This is a genomic window from Streptomyces sp. NPDC047971 (assembly GCF_040653355.1).
In the GTDB taxonomy this organism is placed as follows: Bacteria; Actinomycetota; Actinomycetes; order Streptomycetales; family Streptomycetaceae; genus Streptomyces.
In genome coordinates this window covers 68,320-91,613 of record NZ_JBEZNW010000030.1, presented here as the reverse complement: position 1 = coordinate 91,613, position 23,294 = coordinate 68,320, and the positions used below count along the sequence as shown (strand labels likewise).

At 71.3% G+C, this 23,294-nt stretch carries 26 protein-coding genes; 15 read left to right on the top strand and 11 right to left on the bottom strand.

Annotated elements, in window-relative coordinates:
- Window positions 1-135: 135 nt before the first annotated feature.
- From AB0D99_RS25675 to mshD, 4 genes are all read right to left on the bottom strand, one after another.
- Window positions 136-1,086: an ABC transporter permease gene (locus AB0D99_RS25675; protein WP_362366716.1), complete on the bottom strand. Its 951-nt coding sequence runs from the start codon at window positions 1,084-1,086 to the stop codon at window positions 136-138.
- Entirely contained in the window at window positions 1,083-1,931 is an 849-nt protein-coding gene (locus AB0D99_RS25670) for an ABC transporter ATP-binding protein (protein WP_362366713.1), read from the bottom strand. Before AB0D99_RS25670 ends, AB0D99_RS25675 begins: the two co-directional genes overlap by 4 nt.
- A complete protein-coding gene (locus AB0D99_RS25665) occupies window positions 1,928-2,311 on the bottom strand; it encodes a GntR family transcriptional regulator (protein WP_362366710.1) in 384 nt (127 codons plus the stop codon). Before AB0D99_RS25665 ends, AB0D99_RS25670 begins: the two co-directional genes overlap by 4 nt.
- Before the next feature lie 90 nt (window positions 2,312-2,401).
- Window positions 2,402-3,328 carry a mycothiol synthase gene (gene mshD, locus AB0D99_RS25660; protein ID WP_362366707.1) on the bottom strand — a complete coding sequence of 309 codons (927 nt, stop codon included), beginning with the start codon at window positions 3,326-3,328 and terminating at the stop codon, window positions 2,402-2,404.
- 132 nt (window positions 3,329-3,460) lie between these two features.
- Here mshD and AB0D99_RS25655 point away from each other — a divergent pair, with 132 nt between their 5' ends.
- Window positions 3,461-5,266, top strand: a complete 1,806-nt coding sequence (locus AB0D99_RS25655) for a bifunctional metallophosphatase/5'-nucleotidase (RefSeq protein ID WP_362366704.1) — start codon at window positions 3,461-3,463, stop codon at window positions 5,264-5,266.
- 109 nt (window positions 5,267-5,375) lie between these two features.
- Window positions 5,376-6,224, top strand: coding sequence for a phosphatidylinositol-specific phospholipase C (locus tag AB0D99_RS25650; RefSeq protein ID WP_362366701.1), 849 nt, complete (start codon window positions 5,376-5,378; stop codon window positions 6,222-6,224).
- Window positions 6,225-6,292: 68 nt separating this feature from the next.
- Here the strand turns inward: AB0D99_RS25650 and AB0D99_RS25645 are convergent, their stop codons facing one another.
- The 5 genes from AB0D99_RS25645 to AB0D99_RS25625 form a co-directional block, all read right to left on the bottom strand.
- Window positions 6,293-7,693 (bottom strand): HAMP domain-containing sensor histidine kinase, encoded by a 1,401-nt coding sequence (locus tag AB0D99_RS25645; protein ID WP_362366698.1) that lies wholly within the window; start codon window positions 7,691-7,693, stop codon window positions 6,293-6,295.
- Complete coding sequence (locus AB0D99_RS25640; RefSeq protein ID WP_362366695.1) at window positions 7,690-8,415, bottom strand: response regulator transcription factor; 726 nt, start codon at window positions 8,413-8,415, stop codon at window positions 7,690-7,692. The genes AB0D99_RS25645 and AB0D99_RS25640 overlap by 4 nt, the downstream gene beginning before the upstream one ends.
- A 20-nt stretch (window positions 8,416-8,435) precedes the next feature.
- Entirely contained in the window at window positions 8,436-9,488 is a 1,053-nt protein-coding gene (locus AB0D99_RS25635) for a trypsin-like peptidase domain-containing protein (RefSeq protein ID WP_362366692.1), read from the bottom strand.
- A gap of 144 nt (window positions 9,489-9,632) precedes the next feature.
- Window positions 9,633-10,655 (bottom strand): LacI family DNA-binding transcriptional regulator, encoded by a 1,023-nt coding sequence (locus AB0D99_RS25630; protein WP_362366689.1) that lies wholly within the window; start codon window positions 10,653-10,655, stop codon window positions 9,633-9,635.
- A 24-nt stretch (window positions 10,656-10,679) separates the two neighbouring features.
- The gene (locus tag AB0D99_RS25625; RefSeq protein ID WP_362366686.1) at window positions 10,680-11,477 is read right to left on the bottom strand and encodes a response regulator transcription factor; all 798 of its coding nucleotides are present in this window, start codon (window positions 11,475-11,477) and stop codon (window positions 10,680-10,682) included.
- Between the two features lie 226 nt (window positions 11,478-11,703).
- Between AB0D99_RS25625 and AB0D99_RS25620 the strand changes: the two genes are divergently transcribed.
- The 7 genes from AB0D99_RS25620 to AB0D99_RS25590 all read left to right on the top strand — a co-directional run bounded on the left by AB0D99_RS25620 (window position 11,704) and on the right by AB0D99_RS25590 (window position 16,286).
- A complete protein-coding gene (locus AB0D99_RS25620) occupies window positions 11,704-12,507 on the top strand; it encodes an alpha/beta fold hydrolase (RefSeq protein WP_362366683.1) in 804 nt (267 codons plus the stop codon).
- A 45-nt stretch (window positions 12,508-12,552) separates the two neighbouring features.
- A complete protein-coding gene (locus tag AB0D99_RS25615; protein WP_362366680.1) occupies window positions 12,553-12,807 on the top strand; it encodes a MoaD/ThiS family protein in 255 nt (84 codons plus the stop codon).
- A 10-nt stretch (window positions 12,808-12,817) separates the two neighbouring features.
- A complete protein-coding gene (locus tag AB0D99_RS25610; protein WP_362366677.1) occupies window positions 12,818-13,906 on the top strand; it encodes a hypothetical protein in 1,089 nt (362 codons plus the stop codon).
- Between the two features lie 90 nt (window positions 13,907-13,996).
- Window positions 13,997-14,686, top strand: a complete 690-nt coding sequence (locus AB0D99_RS25605; protein ID WP_362366674.1) for a DUF2993 domain-containing protein — start codon at window positions 13,997-13,999, stop codon at window positions 14,684-14,686.
- A gap of 196 nt (window positions 14,687-14,882) precedes the next feature.
- Window positions 14,883-14,963: an Ms5788A family Cys-rich leader peptide gene (locus AB0D99_RS25600; protein ID WP_352021666.1), complete on the top strand. Its 81-nt coding sequence runs from the start codon at window positions 14,883-14,885 to the stop codon at window positions 14,961-14,963.
- A 149-nt stretch (window positions 14,964-15,112) separates the two neighbouring features.
- Window positions 15,113-15,952: a sulfurtransferase gene (locus AB0D99_RS25595; RefSeq protein WP_362366671.1), complete on the top strand. Its 840-nt coding sequence runs from the start codon at window positions 15,113-15,115 to the stop codon at window positions 15,950-15,952.
- A gap of 46 nt (window positions 15,953-15,998) precedes the next feature.
- Window positions 15,999-16,286: a DUF1416 domain-containing protein gene (locus tag AB0D99_RS25590; RefSeq protein WP_073819964.1), complete on the top strand. Its 288-nt coding sequence runs from the start codon at window positions 15,999-16,001 to the stop codon at window positions 16,284-16,286.
- Window positions 16,287-16,424: 138 nt separating this feature from the next.
- On the opposite strand, the gene AB0D99_RS25585 is transcribed toward AB0D99_RS25590, so the two are convergent.
- Entirely contained in the window at window positions 16,425-17,411 is a 987-nt protein-coding gene (locus AB0D99_RS25585) for a glycosyltransferase (RefSeq protein ID WP_362366668.1), read from the bottom strand.
- Between the two features lie 114 nt (window positions 17,412-17,525).
- Here AB0D99_RS25585 and AB0D99_RS25580 point away from each other — a divergent pair, with 114 nt between their 5' ends.
- From AB0D99_RS25580 to AB0D99_RS25570, 3 genes are all read left to right on the top strand, one after another.
- The gene (locus AB0D99_RS25580; protein ID WP_362366665.1) at window positions 17,526-17,990 is read left to right on the top strand and encodes a GtrA family protein; all 465 of its coding nucleotides are present in this window, start codon (window positions 17,526-17,528) and stop codon (window positions 17,988-17,990) included.
- Between the two features lie 121 nt (window positions 17,991-18,111).
- Complete coding sequence (locus AB0D99_RS25575; RefSeq protein WP_362366662.1) at window positions 18,112-19,608, top strand: hypothetical protein; 1,497 nt, start codon at window positions 18,112-18,114, stop codon at window positions 19,606-19,608.
- Between the two features lie 9 nt (window positions 19,609-19,617).
- Entirely contained in the window at window positions 19,618-19,884 is a 267-nt protein-coding gene (locus AB0D99_RS25570) for a DUF3099 domain-containing protein (protein ID WP_362366659.1), read from the top strand.
- Between the two features lie 39 nt (window positions 19,885-19,923).
- On the opposite strand, the gene AB0D99_RS25565 is transcribed toward AB0D99_RS25570, so the two are convergent.
- Window positions 19,924-20,286, bottom strand: a complete 363-nt coding sequence (locus AB0D99_RS25565) for a DsrE family protein (protein WP_137994334.1) — start codon at window positions 20,284-20,286, stop codon at window positions 19,924-19,926.
- A 107-nt stretch (window positions 20,287-20,393) separates the two neighbouring features.
- Between AB0D99_RS25565 and AB0D99_RS25560 the strand changes: the two genes are divergently transcribed.
- From AB0D99_RS25560 to AB0D99_RS25550, 3 genes are read left to right on the top strand one after another with little or no spacing between them, the layout of a single operon-like run.
- Window positions 20,394-21,224: a hypothetical protein gene (locus AB0D99_RS25560; protein WP_362366654.1), complete on the top strand. Its 831-nt coding sequence runs from the start codon at window positions 20,394-20,396 to the stop codon at window positions 21,222-21,224.
- Window positions 21,221-22,072, top strand: a complete 852-nt coding sequence (locus tag AB0D99_RS25555; RefSeq protein ID WP_362366651.1) for a hypothetical protein — start codon at window positions 21,221-21,223, stop codon at window positions 22,070-22,072. Before AB0D99_RS25560 ends, AB0D99_RS25555 begins: the two co-directional genes overlap by 4 nt.
- Window positions 22,069-23,157: a hypothetical protein gene (locus AB0D99_RS25550; protein ID WP_362366648.1), complete on the top strand. Its 1,089-nt coding sequence runs from the start codon at window positions 22,069-22,071 to the stop codon at window positions 23,155-23,157. The genes AB0D99_RS25555 and AB0D99_RS25550 overlap by 4 nt, the downstream gene beginning before the upstream one ends.
- Window positions 23,158-23,294 lie beyond the last annotated feature (137 nt).

The window sequence follows — 23,294 nt, the reverse complement described above, 5'->3', positions numbered from 1 at the left end:
CGGCGGGGCCGGGGGGGGCCCCCCCGGGGGGGGGCCCCCCCCCCGGGGGGGGGGGGGCGGGGGGGCGGGGGGGGGGGGGGGGGGGGGGGGCCCTGTGGGCGCCCGCCCCCGATCCCGGTGGCTCGATCCCTGGCGTTACGGGTGCCGGGCGCGCAGGACGCGGAAGGCGGCGAAGAGGGCGAGGGCGGCGAGGGCGAGGACGATGCCGGTCTCGATGAGCTGGGTGGGCCAGAAGTGGGCCGCGGGGTGGTAGTCGGCGTACTGGCCGGTGACCTGGATGTCGGAGCGGCAGGCGGCGGCGGGGACCGCGTCGGGCTCGCAGAACCAGCCGGGCAGCCGGGCTCCCGAGGCGTCCACCAGGCCGTAGCCCATGTTCAGGCTGTCCTCGGGCGTCACCAGCATGTCGGAGTCGCTCCGGGCCGGACCCGTCATCGTCTCCACCGGCAGGAAGTCCCACCGCAGCGCGCCGAGCACGGCGAGGACCAGGCCGGTGACCAGGCCGGTCGCGGCCATCGCGACGACGGTGCGGCGGATCAGCTGCCCGAGGAGCGCGCCCACGGCGACGGCGAGGAGGACGTAGGCGACGAGGACGATTCCGGTGGCCTCGTACGGGCCGCGGTCCGACCAGTGCAGCTGCCAGGTGCCCGAGACCCGGCCCCAGCCGATCCGGTGGATCGCCATGAGGGCGAGCATGGCCGCGAGGGCGGGGACGGTCAGGGTGAGGAGTTTCGCGCGGAGCCAGTGCGCGGGGCTGACGGACTGGGTGAGCGCCAGCCGGTACGTTCCGCTCTCCAGTTCGCGGGCGATCAGCGGGCCCGCGACGAAGGCCCCGACGACGAGGGGCAGGAGGACCATGCCGACGCCGGCGTACTCCATGGCCACTCTGAGCATGCCGTACGCGTGGTTGTCGTCGGCGGGGACCCAGAGGCCGTTCTCCACGTACCTGTCGGGGTAGGCGGCGTCCCACAGGCGCAGCCCGGCGATGACGGCGAGGGACAGGGCCACCGCCGCGCCGGTCGCCCACAGGGCCCGCCGGTGCTGGCGGACCGTCACCCAGGGGGTGCCCTTCAATGCGACGGCGCTCATGCGGAGGCTCCTTCGGGGATGGTGCGGGAGGTGCGGAGGTGGGCGAGGAGGAGGTCTTCGAGGGACGGGGCCGTGGCCTCCCAGGGGCCTTCGACCGGGCCCTCCCGTCGGACCAGGGCGGTGAGCTGACGGCCCGTCGTGCGGGAGTCGACGACGGTGTGCGGTGCGAGGTCGGCGATCGGGCCGCGGAGCAGGGTGTGTGCGGCGAGGAGGTCGTCGATGGCGCCGTCGAGGCGGATCCGGCCTCCGTCGACGAGGAGGAGGTGGTCGCAGGCGCCCTCCAGCTCTCCGAGGATGTGCGAGGACATGACGACCGTCGTGCCGCGTTCCGCGGCGTCGGCCATGAGGACGCCCATGAGTTCGTGTCGGGCGAGCGGGTCCAGGTCGGCCATCGGTTCGTCCAGGAGCAGGAGTTCCGGTCGTTTGCCGAGGGCCAGGGCGAGGGCGACGCGGGTGCGCTGGCCGCCGGAGAGGCCGCGGACGCGGGTGGCGGGGTCGAGGCCGGCGGTGATCCGCTCGGCGACGGCGCTGTTCCAGCGGTCGGGGTTGAGCTCGCGGCCCATCCTCAGCGTCTCGTCGATGGTGAGCTGGGGGTAGAGCGGCTTGTTCTGGTCGACGTACGCGAGGCGTTCGCGTGCGGGGGCCAGGAGGGTGCCCTCGGTGGGCCGCAGGAGGCCCGCGGCGAGGGCGAGGAGGGTGGACTTGCCCGCGCCGTTGGGGCCGACGACGGCGCAGACGCGGCCGGCGGGGAGGGTGAAGGTGCAGTCCCTCAGGGCCCAGCCGCGCCCCCTTGTGCCGTATCGCTTGCCGAGGCCCTCGGTGCTCAGGGCCGTTCCGCTGGTCATGCGTCCCCCTCGAAAGATTCCTTCAGTACGGAAGTGAAGAGCGCGGCCACGTCCTCGCGCTCCAGGCCCGACTCCTTCGCCCGGCGTGTCCAGTCGGCGAGTTCGCCGCGCAGGGGTGAGTCGGCGGGGCTGGTCCCGAGCGTCGCGCGGACGAAGGTGCCGAGTCCGCGGCGGGCCTCGACGAGTCCTTCGCGTTCCAGCTCGCGGTAGGCCTTGAGGACCGTGTTCGGGTTGATGGCCGTGGCTTCGACGACCTCGCGTGCGGTGGGCAGCCGGTCTCCGGGCTCCAGGACGCCCATGCGCAGAGCCTGTTTGGTCTGCTGGACGATCTGGAGGTAGGTGGCGACTCCGCTGCGTCGGTCGATCCGGTACTCGAGCATGTTCCCCTTCACCACCCTTTCACTAATCAAGTAGTGAAAGGGTGGTGCAAAGAAGGGGGCGGTGTCAACCGCCCCCTTCTCACGGCGTGTTCAGGACTCCGTGCGGTACATCAGATCCACCTCGTGGGTGACGAAGCCCAGCCGCTCGTACACCGCCAGCGCCGCCGTGTTGTCCGCGTCCACGTAGAGCATCGCCGTCGGCAGCGCCTGCGCCGCCAGGTGCCGCAGACCGATCGCCGTGAGCGCCTTGCCGAGGCCGCCGCCCTGGGCCTCGGGCAGGATCCCGACCACGTACACCTCGCCGAGCTGTTCCTCGGCGTGGGTCTTCGTCCAGTGGAAGCCGACCAGGCGCCCGTCCTTCTCCGCGAGGAAGAAGCCCTTCGGGTCGAACCACGGCTCGGCCGTGCGGTCGTCCAGGTCCCGCTGGGTGAGGGAGCCCTGCTCGGGGTGGTGGGCGAAGGCGGCCGCGTTCGCGGCGAGCCAGGCCGCGTCGTCCTGGCCGGGCACGAACGTACGGACGGTGACGCCCTCGGGCAGCACCGGCTCGGGGATGTCGAGGGGAACCAACGGGCGGCGAAGCTGGCGCAGTTCGCGGAAGAGGGTCAGTCCGAGCACCTGGGCCAGGTGCCGGGCCGCCGACTTCCCGCCGTGCGCCCAGACCCGCAGCCGCTTGCCCGAGGCGGCGAGCAGCGCCGTGCCGAGCGCCCGGCCGTGTCCCCGGCCGCGGTGCGAGGGGTGCACGACCAGCTCGGCGGCCGGCGCCTCGACGGGATCGGTGTCCTCCAGCTGGGCGTATCCGTAGAGGTGGGTGCCGACGGTGAGGAGGAAGTGCCGTACGCCCTCGCGGCTGCCGTGGCGCAGATAGAGCCTCCCCTGCTCGGACACGGCGTGCACTCCGTCGGAGCGGTCGGCCGCCTCCAGCAGGTCGAGGACGTCCTGGACCTGTTCGGGGGAGAGCTCGTCGAGGGTGAGGATCTGCCGTCCGGGTTCAAGGGCCGGCGCCGGGTCAGGAGTCATGTCCTGAGCCTACGGAATCAACTGAGTTGTAACCCGGTACCCCCTGTTGCGCTACGCGCGTTGACTCTAGGCTGCGCTGGCACGACAGCAGTCGAACAACGCCGCGGAACCGGCGAGGGGACAAGGGGAGCGATGTCAGCGACACCGAAGAAGAAGAGGACGGCGAGGCGGGTACTCGCCGTCGGTGCGGGGCTCGCCACCGTCGGCGCCCTCGTCGCCGCGCTGCCCGCGGGCGCCTCGGGGACCAAGGGCGGGAGCAACCACGGGCGCTACGTCGACGTCCAGTTGCTCTCCTTCAACGACCTGCACGGCAACCTGGAGACCCCGACCGGCTCGTCCGGGCGGGTCACCCACACCAACCCCGACGGCACGACGAAGACCTTCGAGGGTGTCGGTGGCGTCGAGTACCTGGCCGCGCACCTGCGCAAGGCCCGTGAGGGCAACCGGTACTCCGTCACCGCCGCCGCCGGCGACATGATCGGCGCCTCCCCGCTGGTCTCCGGGCTCTTCCACGACGAGCCGACCATCGAGGCGCTGAACCGGCTGAAGCTCGACGTCAGCTCGGTCGGCAACCACGAGTTCGACGAGGGCGCGCGCGAGCTGGCCCGGATGCAGAACGGCGGCTGTCACCCGACCGCGGGCTGCTTCGAGGAGGGCAAGCGGTTCAAGGGGGCGAACTTCCCCTACCTCGCGGCCAACGTGACCAACGAGAAGACCGGGCGCCCGATCCTCGACCCGTACTTCATCTGGGAGCGGGGCGGGGTCAAGGTCGGCTTCATCGGCGTGACCCTGGAGGGCACCGCCGACATCGTCTCCGCCGAGGGCATCAAGGGCCTGAAGTTCGGCGACGAGATCGAGACGATCAACAAGTACACGAAGGTCCTGGAGCGCAAGGGCGTCAAGTCGATCGTCGCGCTGCTGCACGAGGGCGGCCTGCCGGCCTCGGGCTCGTACAACTACAACTGCGACAGCCCCGGCCCCGGTGACGGCATCTCGGGCCCGATCGTCGACATCGCGAAGAACGTCAGCCCGCAGGTCGACGCGCTGGTCACGGGCCACACCCACCAGGCGTACGCGTGCACGATCCCGGACCCGTCCGGCAAGCCACGCACGGTCACCTCGGCGGCCTCCTTCGGCAGGCTGTACACCGACACGACGCTCACGTACGACCGTCGCACCAAGGACATCGTCCGCACCGCCGTCGCCTCCGCGAACCATGTCGTCACCCGTGAAGGCGTGGAGCCGGCCGGGGACATGACCAAGCTGATCACGCGCTGGAAGGCGCTGGCCGCGCCGATCGCGAACCGTCCCGTCGGCTACATCTCCGGCGACATCGACAACCCCGCCGACGCGCCCGAGAAGCCGCTGGGCAACCTGATCGCCGACGCGCAGCTGGAGGGCATGGCCCCGGCCGACAAGGGCGGTGCGCAACTGGCGCTGATGAACCCGGGCGGCGTCCGCGCGCCTCTGGTGCTCAAGGCGTCCGGTGGCGAGGGCGAGGGCGTGGTGACCTACGGCGAGGCGTACACCGTCCAGCCGTTCACCAACATGATGACGGCGGTCGACCTGACCGGCGCCCAGCTCATCACCGCGCTCCAGCAGCAGGTCAGCGGCCCGAACCAGGTCGCCCCGAAGATCCTCCAGGTCTCGAAGGGCTTCACCTACACCCTGGACATGACGAAGACCGGCGCCGACCGGATCGTGACGTCCTCGGTGAAGCTGAACGGCGAGGCGATCGACCCGTCGAAGACCTACCGGGTCGCGATGAACGAGTTCCTGGCCGGTGGCGGTGACGGCTTCGCCGTCCTGAAGGAGCACAAGAACAAGCTGGTCGGCGCGTCCGACCTGGACCTGTTCACCGCCTACCTGGCGGCCCACTCCACCCCGAGCGAGCGGCTGGCCCCGCCGGCGATCGGCCGGATCACGGTCGTGAAGTAACTCCGTACGTCCGTGGGGGCGGCGGGCCGTTCGACGGTCCGCCGCCCTCCGCTTTTCCCGGGCGCGCACCTCTGGCGCGCGCTGACGCGTACACGTCATACTCCGGCGCATGGACCGTAGAAGCTTTCTCGCGGGAGCCGCGGCGGCGGGTGCCGTCCTCCTGGTCGGCGCCCCGTCCGCGCGGGCGGCGACCCAGGACTGGATGGCCGGCCACGGCGACCCCACCCCGCTCCAGAAGCTCACCATCCCGGGCACCCACGACTCGGGCGCCCGCTTCGGCGGCCCCTGGGCCGAGTGCCAGAACACCACCATCGCGCAGCAGCTCGCCTCCGGAATCAGGTTCCTGGACATCCGCTGCCGGGTCACCGGGGGCTCCTTCGCCATCCACCACGGTGCGTCCTACCAGAAGATGATGTTCGGCGACGTCCTCATCGCCTGCCGCGACTTCCTGGCCGCGCACCCCTCCGAGACCGTCCTGATGCGGGTCAAGCAGGAGTACTCCTCGGACTCCGACGCCACGTTCCGCGCCATCTTCGACGACTACCTGAACAACCGCGGCTGGCGCTCGCTGATCCGCATCGGGGACACGGTCCCCACCCTGGGCGAGGCCCGCGGCAAGGTCGTCCTCATCGCCGACAACGGCGGTCTGCCGGGCCTGAAGTGGTGGGACGGCGGCGCCATCGCCATCCAGGACGACTGGAACGCCCTGCCGAACGCCAAGTACCCCAAGATCGAGGCCCACTTCCGCGCGGCCGTCGAGCAGCCGGGCAAGCTCTTCATCAACTTCGTCAGCACGTCCGCCTCGCTGCCGCCACGCTGGAACTCCGACAACCTCAACCCCCGCGTCCACGGCTTCCTGGACGGCACGGCCGCCACCTGGAAGGGCCTCGGCATCACCGTCCTGGACTTCCCCAACACCCGCCCGGGCCTCGTCGAGTCCCTGATCCGCCACAACTGACGACGGGCGACCCTGCTCCGGGGGATTGCGTTTCTTTCGATGAGGTCCGCCGCAGGATCTGACCCCGGTCAGGTCTCCGGCGGCGGGGTCGGCGCGCCCGGGAGGCGCAGGGTGGCCGTCGTTCCGCCGTCCTCCGGGGTCGTCAGGGTGACCGTGCCGCCCGCCTGGTGGACCGTACGGGCCACGATCGACAGGCCCAGGCCCGAGCCGGGGAGGCTGCGCGCCGACGGGGAGCGCCAGAAGCGGTCGAAGACGTGGGGGAGCTCCTCGGGCGCGATGCCGGGACCGTGGTCGCGGACCGTCAGTTCGCCGCGCATCAGGGTCACCTCGACCGTGCCCCGAGGAGGCGAGAACTTCACGGCGTTGTCCAGCACGTTCACCAGCGCGCGCTCCAGCCCCGCCGGTTCCGCCCGGACGTACCAGGGCGCCAGGTCCGTCACGAAGGTCAGCTCGGGGCCGCGCAGCCGTGCCCGGGAGAGGGCCGAGCGCAGGATCGTGTGGAGCGGTACGACCTCCAGCGGGCCCGGCTGCACCGCGTCCGGCCGGGCCAGCTCCTGGAGGTCGCCGATCAGCGCCGCCAACTCCGTCATCTGCGCCTTCACCGACGCCATCAGCGCCCGCCGGTCCTCGGGCGGCAGGGCACGGCCGGTCTGCTCGCTGCGGGCGAGCAGCTCGATGTTGGTGCGCAGCGACGTCAGCGGCGTCCGCAGCTCGTGACCCGCGTCCGCGATCAGCCGCGCCTGACGGTCCCGGGAGACGGCGAGCGCGGCGGTCATCGCGTTGAACGAGCGCGAGAGCCGGGCGATCTCGTCCTCGCCCTCCACCGGGATGCGCACCGTCAGGTCCTCGGTCGCGGCCACGTGCTCGACCGCCCCCGTCAGCCGGTCCACCGGTTCGAGACCGGTCCGCGCCACCCACAGCCCGGCCGCTCCGGCGCCGACGACACCGATCCCGGAGACCAGCAGCAGCACCCAGGCGAGCGTGGACATCGAGCGGTCGATCTCGTACAGCGGGCGGGCGACCGAGACCGCGACCGGCTGGTCGGCGATCGACACGCGGTACGAGTAGACCCGCATCTCCGTGCCGTTCTCGGCGCTCGTGGTGTGCAGGACGAACGGCCGCTCGCCCCGCGCGACCGCGAGGTCCGTGGCCTGCGCGGGGATCGGGGAGGTGCCGAGCGTGCAGAGGTCACCGGTGACGGTGACGATCTGCAGGGTCTGCGCGGGCCCGGCCGGCATCGGGCGGTTCTGTGCCCCCGGGGCGCAGGAGCCCAGCAGCATCCGGGCCTGCTCGTCCGAGATCCGGGTCTCGCGCAGCGAGGAGTCCAGCTCCGCCTCCAGCTGCGCCCGCGTCACGAACCAGCAGGCCAGCGACACCGCCGCCACCGCCACGGCGACCGCCGTCGCGGTCAGCAGCGCCAGCCGGGACCGCAGCGGCCGCGACCGGAACCACGCCAGGGGACCGCTCACTCCGGGCCTCCGCCGCGCAGGACGTACCCCACGCCCCGCACCGTGTGCACCAGCCGCGGCTCGCCGCCGGCCTCCGTCTTCCGCCGCAGGTACATCACGTACACGTCGAGCGAGTTCGAGCTCGGTTCGAAGTCGAAGCCCCACACCGCCTTCAGGATCTGCTCCCGCGTCAGCACCTGGCGCGGATGGGCGAGGAACATCTCCAGGAGCGTGAACTCCGTCCGGGTCAGCTCCACCGGCCGGCCGGCCCGCGTCACCTCGCGGGTCGCCAGGTCCATCCGCAGATCGCCGAAGCCGAGCACGTCGCCCTCGGGCTGCGCCTCGCCGGCGCTCGCGTACGAGCTGCGGCGCAGCAGCGCCCGGATCCGCGCGAACAGCTCGTCCAGCTCGAACGGCTTCACCAGGTAGTCGTCGGCGCCCGCGTCGAGTCCCGTCACCCGGTCGCCGACCGTGTCCCGTGCCGTCAGCATCAGGATCGGCACGGTCGAGCCGGAGGCCCGGATGCGCCGGGCCGCCGTCAGGCCGTCCATGCGCGGCATCTGGATGTCGAGGACCACGAGATCGGGGGCGTACGACTCCATCCGGGAGAGGGCGTCGACGCCGTCGACGGCCTCCTCGGTCCCGTACCCCTCGAAGGCGAGGCTGCGCCGCAGCGCCTCCCGCACGGCGGGCTCGTCGTCGACGATGAGGATGCGGTCGCCTTCATTCACCGGGCCAGTCATGGGGCCAGCCTCGCACGTGTTCAGTTGCCGTCGCCGGACCGGAGATTGTCCAGGTCGGCCTTGACGGTGTCGATCGGGATGGCGAATCCGAGGCCGACACTGCCGGCCGAAGAACCGCTCGACGCGCTGGGCGAATACATGGCCGAATTGATCCCGATGATCTCGCCGTTCATATTGATCAACGCTCCGCCGGAATTCCCCGGGTTGAGGGAGGCGTCGGTCTGGATCGCCTTGTAGGTGGTCTTCGACGAGCCGGTGTCGCCGTTGAACTCCTGTCCGCCGAACTCGAAGGGCCAGCCCTGCCGCGGGTCGTACTGCTGCTGCCGCTGGTCCTGGCCCTCGTCCTTGGCCACCGTCACATCGCGGTCGAGCGCGGAGACGATGCCGCTGGTGACCGTGCCGGTCAGCCCCTCGGGGGAGCCGATCGCCACGACCTGGTCGCCGACCTTGACCTGGTCCGATGCGCCGAGCGTGGCCGCCTTCAGCCCGGAGGCGCCCTGCAGCTTGATCAGCGCGAGGTCCTTGTCCGGGTCCGTGCCGACGACCCGCGCCGGGTAGGTCTTGCCGTCGGACAGCCGCACGGTGATCTCGGAGGCGCCGGAGATCACGTGGTTGTTGGTGACGATCTCGCCGTCACCGGTGATGATCACTCCGGAGCCGGTGGACTTGCCGGACGTCGAGGCGGCGGAGATCTCCACGATCGACGGGGAGACGGCCTCGGCGACACCGGCGACGGTGCCCTTGCTGCTCGCGGAGACGTTCGTCCCGCTCACGCCGGAGGCGCGCGTGGCGTCGTCCGCGGTCAGCTGCTGGACCAGCGTCGCGGTGCCGCCGCCGACGGCGGCCGCGGCGATCGCCACGGCCGCGAGGAGCCCGACGCCCCGCTTGGCGCGGCGGCGCGGCTCGGGGGCGGCGTGGGCGGGACCGGCGGCGGGAGGGCCCACCGGGGGCGGCACGTGCCCGCCGGACGGCCAGATCGTGGTGCCCGGCTCCGTCGTGACCGGCTGTGCCGGGTCGTACGGGGGCCGCGGGGGGTAGTACGGCTGCTGCTGCGGCTGCTGGTAGTCCGTCATGGAGAAGACTCTCGGACCGCTTCATGAGAGCTTCCTGAGGGTGGCCTGAGAAGCCCGACAGAACCCTGTATGCCCGATATAAAGACGGGTGGGGCTATCCGAGGACGGCCAGGGTCACCCTACGGAACACGAGGGCGCAGGGAGTCACCCGCACCCACAGGAGCGGCGGACGATCAGCGCGGACGGGAACTGCTTGACCCGCTCGCGCTTCGAGCCGGCCACCCGCAGGGAGTCGTCCAGGACCAGATCCACCGCCGCCCGGGCCATCGCCGGGCGGTCGGAGGAGATCGTCGTGAGCGGCGGATCCGTGAGGGCCGCCTCCTTCACGTCGTCGAAGCCCGCCACCGCCAGCTCCGTCGGCACGTCGATGCGCAGCTCGCGCGCGGCGCGCAGCACGCCGAACGCCTGGTCGTCGGTGGAGCAGAAGATGGCCGGCGGCCGGTCCGGGCCGGAAAGGATCTTCAGGGCGACCTGGTAGGCGTCGTAGCGGTTGTACGGGGCCTCGAAGAGCCGGCCCTCGATCGACCGGCCGGCCTCCAGCATCGCGCGGCGCCAGCCCTCCTCGTGGTCCGCGACCGGGTCGCCGACCGCGGGGGTGTTCGGGACGCCGCCGAGACAGGCCACGTACGGGTGGCCGTGCTCCAGGAGATGCCGGGTGGCGAGCTGGGCGCCGCCGATGTCGTCGGTGACGACGGCGACGTCGTCCAGCGCCTCGGGCCGCTCGTGCAGCAGCACCACGCGTGCGTCCCATGCCTCGATCTCGCTGGCGGCCCGCTCGCTCATGCCCTGGCTGACCAGGATCAGCCCGGAGACCCGCATCCCGAGGAAGGCGCGCAGGTAGTGCACCTCGCGCTCGTCGCGGTAGTCCGAATTGCCGACCAGGACCATCTTCCCGCGCTCGGCGGCGGCCTGTTCGACGGCGTGCGCCATCTCCGCGAAGAACGGCTGGCGCGCGTCGGGGACGATCATGCCTATGAGGTCCGTGCGGCGGGACGCCATCGCCTGCGCCACCCGGTCGGGCCGGTAGCCCAGCTCCTTGATGGCGGCGAGTACACGCTCGCGCGTGGCCGGGGCGACCGGCCGGGGTCCGTTGTTGATGACGTAACTCACGACCGCGGTCGAAGTACCCGCCAGTCTCGCTACGTCATCCCGCGTCACCTTGGCCACGCGCGGCAGTCTACGCGGGGTGACCTACCTACCGGCAGGTCGCACTGTGGCTTCCGCCACGTCCCGGTCCTCCGCCGGGGCTACATCGGGCGTGGCGCCCTTGACCCGGGCCTCCTCCTTGGCCCGTGCCTCCTCGGCCGCGCGCTCCACCTTCTCCGGGGTGACGAAGCGGTAGCCGACGTTGCGGACGGTGCCGATCAGCGACTCGTGCTCGGGGCCGAGCTTCGCCCGCAGACGCCGGACGTGGACGTCGACCGTTCGGGTGCCGCCGAAGTAGTCGTAGCCCCATACCTCCTGGAGGAGCTGGGCGCGGGTGAAGACCCGGCCCGGGTGCTGCGCGAGGTACTTCAGGAGCTCGAACTCCTTGAAGGTCAGGTCCAGGACCCGGCCCTTGAGCTTGGCGCTGTACGTCGCCTCGTCCACCGAGAGATCGCCGTTGCGGATCTCCATCGGGGAGTCGTCGGAGACGATCTGCTGGCGGCCCATCGCGAGCCGCAGCCGGGCCTCGACCTCGGCCGGTCCCGCGGTGTCCAGCAGGACGTCGTCGATGCCCCAGTCGGCGGTGACGGCCGCGAGACCGCCCTCCGTGACGACGAGGATCAGCGGACAGCCCGGCCCGGTGGAGCGCAGCAGCTGACAGAGGCTGCGCACCTGCGGGAGGTCGCGCCGGCCGTCGATCAGGATGACGTCCGCGCCGGGGGTGTCCACGAGTGCCGGCCCCTCGGCGGGGGCCACGCGCACGTTGTGCAGCAGCAGGCCGAGTGCCGGGAGCACCTCGGTCGACGGCTGGAGTGCGTTGGTGAGGAGCAGCAGTGAGCTCATCGAGCCCTCCCTGCTTCGGTGCCCTGTCGGTCGTGCTTCGTTCGCTCGTCCATGACGTCGGTTCCTCCTCGGTCCCTGCGAGGACTACGGCACTGCTTCGTACGCGTCACTGCTGGCTCTCGCGCCCTGAGAGCTTTTGTTCATCCGGCCGTAACAACGGCCGTCAAACACAAAAGGACCCGGGGGCTGCGTTGCCCGGATCCTCATGCCAAGCAGAATAGCCCACATGACTTCCGAGGCTGAGGGCCGATTTCACATCGTGGATGTTTCCTCGACCACATCCGGCTCCCAGCGTGCCACTTTGCTCACTTCCGACGGTGTCCGTATCGAGGCTGTTTACGAACCGTATACGCGGGGTGTCACCGACACCGCGGTCGTCCTCGCCCACGGCTTCACCGGCTCGGCCGACCGGCCCGCCGTCCGCCGCGCGTCGCGGGCGCTCGCGGGGCACGCGGCCGTCGTCACCTTCTCCTTCCGGGGACACGGCCGTTCGGGTGGCCGCTCCACCGTCGGCGACCGGGAGGTCCTCGATCTCGCCGCCGCGGTGCGCTGGGCCCGTGAGCTCGGCCACGCGCGCGTGGTGACCGTCGGCTTCTCCATGGGCGGCTCGATCGTCCTGCGCCACGCGGCCCTGGAGCGGGACACCGGCGGGCACACCGACGCGGTCGCCGCCGTGAGCGCGCCCGCCCGCTGGTACTACCGGGGCACGCCCTCGATGCGCAGGGTCCACTGGGTGATCACCCGGCCGGTGGGCCGTCTGGTCGGCCGCTACGGGCTCCGGACACGGATCGACAACCGCGACTGGGACCCCGTACCGCTGTCCCCGGTGGAGGCGGTCCCGATGATCGCTCCGATCCCGCTGCTGATCGTGCACGGCGACCGTGACCCGTACTTCCCGGTCGACCACCCGCGGATGCTGGCGGAGGCCGGCGCATGCGAGCTGTGGCTGGAGCGCGGCATGGGACACGCCGAGAACGCGGCGGACGAGGAGCTGCTCGGCCGACTGGGGGACTGGCTCACCCGCCGATAGCCCATCATGGACAGCGGCGCGCACACGAACGAAGGGAGCGCCGCTATGGCAGCGGGAACCATCCGCTACTGGGCCGCGGCCAAGGCCGCCGCGGGTGTCGCCGAGGAGCCGTACGCCGCGGGGACCCTGGCCGAGGCACTGGAGACGGCCCGCGAGAAGCACCCGGGCGAGCTCGTCCGGGTACTCCAGCGGTGTTCGTTCCTGGTCGACGGTGACCCCGTCGGGACCCGGGCCCATGAGACGGTACGGCTTGCCGAGGGCGGCACGGTCGAGGTGCTCCCACCGTTCGCAGGAGGGTGAACCGCACAGCATGAGCAGCGATCAGCAGCAGCCGTACGATCCGGGCCACGACCCGTACGCCGGCCGGCAGCGGTACGGGCAGCCGCAGGGCCAGGTCTACGGCGGGCAGTACGGGGACCAGTACCAGGACCCCCACGTCACGCAGACGTGGGAGGGCCAGACCTGGGACACCCAGTACCAGCCGGTGGTCCAGCCCCTCGCCGCGGACACCGCGTACCTGCCCCCGCAGCCCGCGACGCAGGCGATGCCGCCCGAGACGCCGGTCGCCCACGCGGCGCCGGCCGCCGGGCCCGCCTCCGCGGCGCCCGAGTACTCCACCCCCACCACCGGCGGAAACGCCCGGATCACCGACGCCCAGCGCGCCAGGGCCGAGGGCCGCTCGCCGATCATCGAGCCGGGGATGCAGCCGGCCGCCCTCACCGCGCTCCTCGGCGTCCTGCTGGCCGCCGGCGCGGCGGTCGGCCCGTACGCCCTGCTCGTGCCGCTCGTCCTGCTCCAGGCCGTCACCGCCGCCGGCTGGTTCCGGCTCAACGGCATGTGGCCGGCCCGGCAGGGCATCGCCCTCGCCTTCGCCGGCGGTCTGACGGCCGATGTCGCGCTGCTCGCCGCGGGCCGGGAGAACGCCCCAGCCGCGATCCTGGGGACCCTCGGCGTCTGGGTGCTGCTCACCCTCGTCCTCCAGCTGCGCAGCCACGCCGACCCCGACGAGCGGATGTACGGGCTGATGGCGACCGTCGCCTCGGCCGCGCTGACCGTGGTGGCCACCGGGCACCTCGGCGCCGCCCCCGACGCCGTGGTCGTCGGCGGGGTCGCGGTCGCGGCCGCCGTCCTCGCCCGCGCGCTCCCGCTGCCCGGTGCCGCCTCCGTCGTCGTGGCGCTCCTCGCCGCCGCGGGTGCCGGTATCGCGGCCGGCGGGTTCACCGACCTGGGCGCCTCCGGGGCGCTCCTCGGCCTCGGTGCCGGGGTCTGTGCGCTGGTCGGGCTGCGGGCGGCGAGCTACGACTACCCGTCCCGCTTCGTCCACATGACGGCCGGTGTCGCGCTTCCGCTGACGGCCGCCGCGCCCGCCGTCTATCTGCTGGGCCGCGCGCTCGCGTAGGGCCTCGCACGGGCCCGTGGGAACCATCCGGCCCCCCGACACGTCGATCTTCGTGTCGGGGGGCCGGAGACTTTCTTGGGGGGACAGCTCGTGCGAGCACTGCGCGTACTGCTGATCGTGGCCGTCGTGCTCGGCGGGATCTTCGTCGGCATCGACCGTCTGGCGGTCAATTACGCGGAGTCGGAGGCGGCCGACCGGGTGCGGCTCGGCCCGGCCCGCTCCGCGTCGACCGATGTCGACATCAAGGGCTTCCCGTTCCTGACGCAGGTCATGGACCAGCGCCTGGACGAGGTCGACGTGAAGCTGACCGGCGTCGAGGCCACGGCCGGCGGCCGGAAGATCCGCATCGGCGAGCTGTCCGCCGCCTTCCGCGACGTGACGTTGAACGGCGACTACACGAGCGCCCGCGCGGGCAGCGTCAGCGGGACCGCGCTGATCTCGTACGCGGACCTCGCCGCGGCCTCCGACCGCGAGGTGCAGGTCGCCTACGCCGGCAACGGCAAGCTGAAGGTCACGGGCGGGGTCAGGATCCTGGGCCGCACGGTCACCAAGAGCGTCGTCTCGACGGTGACGCTGGTCGACGGGGACACGATCCGGGTGCGGGCCGACAAGGTGCCCGGCAACGGCATCCCCGGCCTGGAGGACCTCGTCCGCAAGCGCACCGACTTCGACCGGGAGATCGGCGGGCTGCCGGCGGGCATGGAGCTGGAGAAGGTCGAGGCGCGTGAGGACGGCCTGGCCGTCGTCGTGACCGGCAAGGACGTCGTGCTGGCGGGCTGATCCGCCCCCTCGGCCACGCTCCCTCCACATGGTGAGACGGCCCCGTCCGATCCGTAGAAACGGAACCGGGGCGACCCGGCCCGGACCGGGGTGGCGCCCCGATTCCGCGTGATCACGTCTCGCATCTCGGACGATCGCGTCTCAAAATACGACACACCGGTGACACGGCCGCCTGTCCGTCCCTACGATCGTGGGCATGAAGCGACAGGCGGAACTCACGAAGCGGCGGGCAGTAGACCTGTGCCGCGTCGCCGCCATGCTCTGTCGCTCCGTCTGAGCGGGACGCCCGACTCCCGTATTCCTCAGGCCCTTCGACGAACCGTCGGGGCCACCCCGTGTAGCCGTGCGCCGTCCCGCAGCCGCGATGACGCGTACCCGCACCACCTTGCGCCACACCGCCGAACACTGCCCCGGAGGAGAAACAGCATGAGCCGCAGCGACGTCCTGGTAGACGCCGACTGGGTCGAGGCGAACCTCGACAACCCGCAGGTCGCCGTCGTCGAGGTCGACGAGGACACCTCGGCCTACGAGAAGAACCACATCCGCAACGCGATCCGGATCGACTGGACCCAGGACCTGCAGGACCCGGTCCGCCGTGACTTCATCGACCAGGAGGGCTTCGAGAAGCTCCTCTCGGCCAAGGGCATCGCGAACGACACCACGGTCGTCCTCTACGGCGGCAACAACAACTGGTTCGCCTCCTACGCCTACTGGTACTTCAAGCTCTACGGCCACCAGGACGTGAAGCTCCTCGACGGCGGCCGCAAGAAGTGGGAGCTGGACTCCCGCGACCTCGTCGCCGAGGTCCCGTCCCGCCCGGCCACCGAGTACAAGGCCAAGGCCCAGGACACCTCGATCCGCGCCTTCCGTGACGACGTCGTCGCCGCCATCGGCGCCCAGAACCTGGTCGACGTGCGGTCGCCCGACGAGTTCTCCGGCAAGCTGCTCGCCCCGGCCCACCTCCCGCAGGAGCAGTCGCAGCGCCCCGGCCACGTGCCGAGCGCCCGCAACATCCCGTGGTCGAAGAACGCCAACGACGACGGCACCTTCAAGTCGGACGACGAGCTCAAGGCCCTCTACGAGGACGAGCAGGTCGACCTGGCGAAGGACACCATCGCCTACTGCCGCATCGGTGAGCGTTCCGCGCTGACCTGGTTCGTGCTGCACGAGCTGCTCGGCGTCGAGAACGTCAAGAACTACGACGGCTCGTGGACCGAGTACGGCTCCCTCGTCGGCGTGCCGATCGAGCTCGGCGCCAACAAGTAAGTCTCCGGACCCCTCCCCGGACCTCCCCGACCGTAAGGACAGAAACATGTGTGGTGCGCAGCCCGGCGGCCCCGACGCCTCGACGATCAAGCCCGGTGAGACCACCATCCAGGGCTTCGTGACCAAGGACGGCCAGCCCGTCACCGGTTACGTCCGCCTCCTGGACTCGACCGGCGAGTTCACCGCGGAGGTCCCGACCTCCGCCACCGGCCAGTTCCGCTTCTACGCGGCCGAGGGCACCTGGACCGTTCGCGCCCTGGTCCCCGGCGGCACCGCCGACCGTCAGGTCGTGGCGCAGCAGGGTGGTCTCGCGGAGGTCGCCATCGCGGTCTGACACCGCGACATGAACAGGCCGAAGGGCCGCACCTTCCGGGGGTTGGACGCCACCGAACCATCGGGTGCGGCCCTTCGTGCCGAACGGAACAGCCCCCGCCGGGCGTACCCGGCGGGGGCTGTCGCGTATGTCACGGGGCTACGAGCGGGCCAGCGTGTCTTCCTGCTCGCGCGGCGTCTTGCCCAGGTCGAAGTCCTTGGGCGTGCGGCTCGGCGCCGGGTACGCGAGGTGGGCGAGACGGGACTGCTCCTGACGCAGGTGCATGAACGACTCGAGGATGTATCCCACGAGCAGCACCAGCACCGCGATGGTCATGATCGCCGCGGCGAGGATGGCCGTGGGGAAGCGCGGCACCTCGCCCGTGTTGATGTAGTCGACGATGACCGGGGTGCCGAGGCCCAGCGAGACGAGGGCGAGCAGACCGGCGAGCACGCTGTGGAAGAGCGAGGGGCGCTGGCGGCGGGCCAGGCCGAGGATCATCTTGAGGATGCGCCAGCCGTCCCGGTAGGTGCGCAGCTTGCTCTCGCTGCCGGCCGGACGGTCCTTGAAGTCGACGGGAAGTTCCGCCGTGGGGAGCCGCAGGTTGAGCGCGTGGACCGTCATCTCGGTCTCGGTCTCGAACTCGTGCGACAGGGCCGGGAAGGACTTGATGTAGCGGCGCGAGAAGACGCGGTAGCCGCTCAGCATGTCGGTGACGTCGTTGCCGAAGAGCGTGCGGACGGCGCCCGTCAGCATCTTGTTGCCGACCGCGTGACCCGGACGGTACGCACCCTCGACCGTCTCGCGGCGGGCACCGACGACGTGGTCGTAGGGGCCCTCGAAGAGCAGGTCGACCAGATCGCGGGCGCGCGACGCGTCGTAGGTGTCGTCGCCGTCGATGATCAGCAGCGCGTCCGCGTCGACGTCGGCGAAGGCGCGACGGATGACGTTGCCCTTGCCCTTGCGCTTCTCGTGCCGGACGATCGCGCCGGCCTCGAGAGCGACTTCCACCGTGCGGTCGGTCGAGGCGTTGTCGTAGACGTATATCTCGGCCTCGGGCAGCGCTGCCCGGAGATCACGGACCACCTTGCCAATGGCCGCCTCCTCGTTGTAGCAGGGGACGACGCAGGCGATCGTGGGTCTCATCTGTTGATCCTTTAGACTTGTGGAATCCCCGCGCGGCGATGGGGGGGCATCCAGAGACCACGAGTGGTCATGGGTGGAGTCACGTGAGAATACCCTGCGGCTAGGCTCCTTTTCATGTCCGATCAACTGTCCCTCCGTCTCCGCCTGCGTGACGTCATCCGCGGTCTGTGGCGGGAAGTCGCCAAATTCGGGGTCGTCGGAGCCGTCGCCTTCGTCGTGGACGCCGGCGGCTTCAACCTGCTCGTCTTCGGCCTTCCGGGGGTGGGCGACGGGCCCATGGCGTCCATGCCGGTCCTGGCGTCGGTGGTCGCCACGGCGGCGGCGATGGTGGTCGGCTGGATAGGCAACCGGCACTGGACCTACCGCGACCAGCGCTCGCAGACGTCGCCGCGCGAGGTCGTCGTCTTCGTCCTCGTGAACCTCGCCGGGATCGTGATCACGGCCGCTCCGGTGTACGTGTCGCGCGCGCTGGGATTCGACTCGGCGCTGACCGACAACATCACCCGGCTCTTCGGCTGGGCCGTGGCCACGCTGGTCCGGTTCGTCGTCTACCGGCGCTACGTCTTCCAGGCCGCGTAGCCTCGCGTTCCCGGCCCGCGGAGGGCCTGCCGACGCCGGGTCAACGCGGCCCTTCCGTGGTCACCCGATGGTCGTTCGGTGTGTGCGGCGTGTTGACCTTGTGCTGTTAGGCTCCCGCCTCATGACACCTGTGCGACCCGTGCGACCGATCTCGCGGATGTGGTCAAATCTGTCGGATCGTCCGCTCTGGCCCTGGGGTCTCGCCGCCATCGCCGCGTTCTGCGGCTGGGGCACGGCCATGCTGTTCTCCCCCGGATACCTGAGCCTCGACAGCGTCGACCAGCTCCAGCAGGCGCTGGGCAAGACGCCCGTGACGGACTGGCACCCGCCCGTGATGGCCCTGCTGTGGCGGGCGCTCATCGAGCTGACCGGCAGCCCCGGCGCCATGGCCGCCCTGCAGTCCGCCGTCCTGTGGGCGGCGCTGTGGGTCATCGCCTGGCGGGTCTGGGCCCGCACCGGCAACCGCGTCGGCTCCCTCGCGATCCTGGCCATCGGCCTTGCCCCGCACATCATCACCTTCACCGGTGTGGTGTGGAAGGACGTCCAGATGGCGTTCGCCCTGCTCGCCGCCTGCGCGATCGCCTTCGTCGCCCGCGACCTGCCGGCCGACCGCACCGTCACCCGCTGGCTGCTGCTGGCCCTCGGGGCGATCCTCATCACCTACGCGATCCTGGCCCGCAAGAACGCGCTGCTGGCCGGCATCCCGGTCTTCTACCTGCTCGTCCGCTCCCTGTGGCCCACGCCCGGGCGGCGGAAGTGGCTGATCTCGGTCGGGGCCCTGCTCGCCACCGCCGCCGTCGCGAGCGGAGTCGTCTCCGCCGTCGCGAAGCCGCTGGAGACCCGCCAGTTCTCGCAGATCCTGCTGGACGACCTGGTGCACGTCCTGACCGTGGAGGAGGTGCGGGCGGCCGCCGGAAAGGCGGCGACGACGCCGGACTTCCAGGAGGCCATGGTCACCACGACCAAGCGGTGCACGTCGGAGAAGAACCTCTCCGACGCCTACTGGCGCTGCTACCCGCGTGACACGTCCCTGGGTCTGACGGAGCTGGGCCGGCACGCGGACGAGCTGACCGACATGTGGATCAGCGAGATCCCGGGCCACCTGCCCGAGTACGCCCAGTACCGCCTCCAGGTCTTCTCGAAGGTGCTGTTCCAGGGCCGGTACACGTACCAGGACGGCACCATCGCGGACGCGCCCGGCATCGGCGAGCCGGTGGAGCGGCGCACGCAGATCCTCAAGTACTACGTCGTCGGCATGGGCGACGACCTGCCGTGGCTCTTCGCGGGCTGGTTCTGGCTGGTCGTCGGGCTCACCCTGACCTTCAAGCCGGGCCGCGGAGAGTACGCGATGCCGGTCCGCGTCCTGGGGATCAGCTCGGCGCTGTACATCGCCGGCTACCTGCCGACGGTGCCCGCGGGCGACTTCCGGTACTTCTACTGGCCCGCCCTCGCCGGCACGCTCGCACTGCTGCTGGTCTGGCTGGGACGGAAGGCGGCGACGGGCCCCGGCCTGGGCGAGGCCGCCGCCACGGAGGCGGCACCCGCCCCCGAGCGCAAGCGGGACGACGACGCGGCGGTGGCTCCCGCCGAGCTGTCCGTGGCCGACGCCCGGTCGTAATCTGAAGGTATGTACGCGCGACGGCGCCACGTCTACTTCTGGATGATGGGCATCTGTGTGGTGCTCTTCGTCGGGGCGTGGGCCGTCGTACGGCTCTTCTCGATGCCGGTCGCCATCGGCATGTGCGTGGTCGCCATGGTCATCCCGCCGGTCGCCGCGATGATCGCGAACCGGCGGGGGCCCGAGGACCGCTGGTGGGACGCCCCGTCCGGGGACCCGCAGTCCGACGCGTGGTGGGACGAACTCGACGGCAGGAAGCGCCACGACGAGCGCTGAGCGCGGGACGCCCCCGGTCCCGGTGCGGGGAAAACCCGCTCAGTAGACGAGCGCCTGCGTGCCGTCCGTCATGGCCTCCTGGACGAAGACCTGCGCACCGGCGATCCGTACGCCCTCCAGGACGTCCTTCTCCGTGATCTCGCGGCGCGCCGCGCACTGCGTGCAGAGCGTGATCCGCCCGGCCGCCAGGATCGAGTCGATCAGGTCGGGCAGCGGTGCGGCATGCGGCAGCTCGAACTCGGCCGCGCGCCCCGGGAGCGCGAACCACGAGGACTCGCCCGTCAGCCAGAGCGAGACCTCGACACCGCTCGCCACGGCGACCGCGGCCACGGTGAATGCCTGGGAGCAGCGTTCGGGGGCGTCGGCCCCTGCGGTCACCTTGATCACGAGCTTCTTCGCCATATACCGAACTGTAATGCGGACCCTTGCAACCCCATGCACTACTCGTGGGTCAGTTGGGTGCGCGGGTTACGGAATCTGCGCTTCAGGTCTCGTGGGGGGACCCCCTTTTGGAAGCCACAGAAACAACCGAGAACGTCGGGACGGCACCGGAGCCGGCCCCGACGCCGGAACCGACGCCGGTCCCGGCAGCCGTCGACCCGGACGCCGAGTCGCCGCGCCCTCGCCGGATCGGCCGGACCATCGCGCTGATCGCCGTCGCCGCCGTGCTCGGCATCGTCGGCGGGACGGCGGTGGGGTACGGGATCCAGGCCGAGCGGGAGCCGACGCCGCTGCCCGCGCTCAACCAGCCGGACCTCGCCTACCCGAAGTCGCTCCCGGCGGGCCAGAAGCCGGCTCCGCTCACCTCCGCCGAGGACCGCGGGATCAGGACGGACGGCGATCTGCGCAAGCTGCTGCTGCCGAAGCCCGCGGGTGCGAAGAAGACGGACTTCCACGACGAGGACGGCTGGATGGCGACGGCCGAGTTCGCGGAGGGATTCGAGGATCCCGGCAGCGCGCTGAGCCACCAGCTGGACCTCAGGATCCGGCGCATCGCGACCACGTCGTGGCTGACGGGCGAGTACAAGAGCACCGAGATCCGGCTCGTCCAGTACCGCTCCACCGCTGTCCTCGGCGCGCAGGACTACGCCGAGAGCCAGATGGACTACATGCCCGACGAGGAGTACGCGCGGTACGACGGTGATCCGATCAAGGGCTCGGCCAACGGCCGCTACTACGTGCTGCCGGTGGTGAAGAAGTCCGGATACCTGGACTACTACGAGGCCCGGGCCTATCTGCACCGCGGTGACATCGCGGTCGAGATCTTCATCTCCGACACCAAGAAGATCTCCAAGAAGGAGATCGCCTCGGTGGCCGAGCGACAGTTGGGGCGCCTGTGAGCGAGGACCGGAACACCGTGATCGACCCGGACGACGTGTTCGCGGCGACCGTACCCGTGGATCCGCCGGAGGAGCGGGGCCGGCCGGGCCGGGCGCGCAAGCTGCTGACGGTCGTGCTGCCCGCCGTGCTCGTCCTCGGAGCGGTCGGCGGCGGTGTCGCGTACACGAGCGTCACCGTCGGCGACGCGGACCGCTCCGCGCCGACGGTCGTGTGGGAGCAGCCCGACCTGTCGAAGGCGCCGAAGGACCCGGCGCTCGGCGCCGCCCGGGGCAAGGCGTCGACGCCGCTCAGCAAGATGCAGCTGCCGGTCCCGGACGCCTACGAACTCGGTCCCGACATCGAGGGGTACGGCAACGACGGCGAGCTGAGCGGGAAGGAGGCCGCCGCGCTCCTGAAGGAGGAGGGCAAGGGCCTCGCCGGCAAGAAGCGCCGTGACTGGGAGAAGGAGGTCGACCGTCAGGGGATCCAGGGGGTCGCCTTCCGCTCGTACGCCTCGCCGGAGCGGGGCGTCGTGATCACCGTGCACATCACGCGGATGAAGGACAAGAAGGCGATCCGCGGCGGGTACGAGCTCAAGAAGAGGCTCATGGCCGACCTTCTGAAGTTCCCGAAGGGGCCGAGGATCGACGGGCACAAGAACTCCGCCTGCTTCATGTATCCGCAGGCGAAGGGGCTGGACAAGGAGGAGCGCGCCGTTCAGGTGGACGGGATGACCTGCTCGGCGTACGAGGCCGATGTCCTCGTCACCGTCACGGCCGCGGGTTCCAAGCCGTTCGACAAGTCCGAGGTCGCCGAGCTGGCGAGGAAGCAGCTCGACCACATCACGTCTCCGGGGGAGTACATATGACCGAGCAGACGGAGACGAAGCCGGAGGCGGACGTGACGCCCGCACCGGAGGCGGCTGCCGACCCGGTGGCACCGACGGAGGCGGAGGCCCAGGCGGCCGCGGGCCCGGAGTCCCCGGCCGTGCCGGAGGCACGGGCCGAAGGGGAAGCGGCTGCCGTCCCGGAGCCCTCGGCGGAGTCGGCGCCTTCGGCCGATTCGGCTGTCCCGCCCGATTCGGCTGTCGCGGCCGAGGTGCCGGCCGTCCCGGCCGCCGGGCCCGAGGGCCAGCAGCTCCCGGAGACCGCGCAGGTGCCGCTCACCCTCTCGGGGCCCCCGGCGGCGCCGGCCCGCAGGCCCTCCCGTCGCGTCCTGTGGGCCGTCGCCCGCTGGACCGCCGCCGTGCTCGTGTGCGGTGGGCTCGGGGCCGGGACCGCGTTCGGGATCGCGTCCATGGAGCGCCACGAGGTGCCCGGTCTCGCGACCGAGAGCGACGGCCGCTGGGAGTACCCGAAGCTCAGCCTTCCGGCCCTCCCGGCCGATGCCCCGCGCCCCTACAGCGACGGCAACCCGGGCGAGATCCACCACGCCGACCTGCGCAAACTGCTCCTCCCTGCCCCGGCCGGTGCCACGCCCGACCCGAAGCTCGACGGCGGCTGGGTCACGGTGGACCAGTACGTGTCCCAGTACCGGCAGGACGACCGCGCCGAGCTGAAGGACGCGCTGAAGGAGTCCGCGCTGCGGCACGTCGCCGCCCGCGGCTGGACCATGCCCGACGGCACGACGACCCGGATCCACCTGCTCCGGTTCAACTCGGTCGCCTTCGCCGAGGCGTTCAAGGACGACGTCATCCGGGCGGGTTCGCTCGACGGCCCGCTCCTCGAAGGGGCGGAGGGCGTCACGATGGACAGCGAGATCGCGAACGACGTCCGGGTGTCGTACACCGCTCTGTACACCTTCGTCGAGCTGCCGAAGAACGCCGATCAGGCCCGTTGGGCCTACATCCAGGCGGGCGACACCGTCGCCCTGGTCACGCAGACCCGTAAGGGGGAGGCCCTGCGGGTCCCGTTCCAGCAGACGGTCACCCTGCAGAACCAGCTCCTGGGCTGACAGCGCTAGACCCACCTCACAGAGAGGGCCGGGCCCCCGCAGACTAAGCTGGGGTCCGGCCCGTTCTGCCTTCACCGCTCATTCGAGGAGCACCTGTGATCATCTTCTTCGAAGTCCTCCTGGCCCTGGTCTGTGTC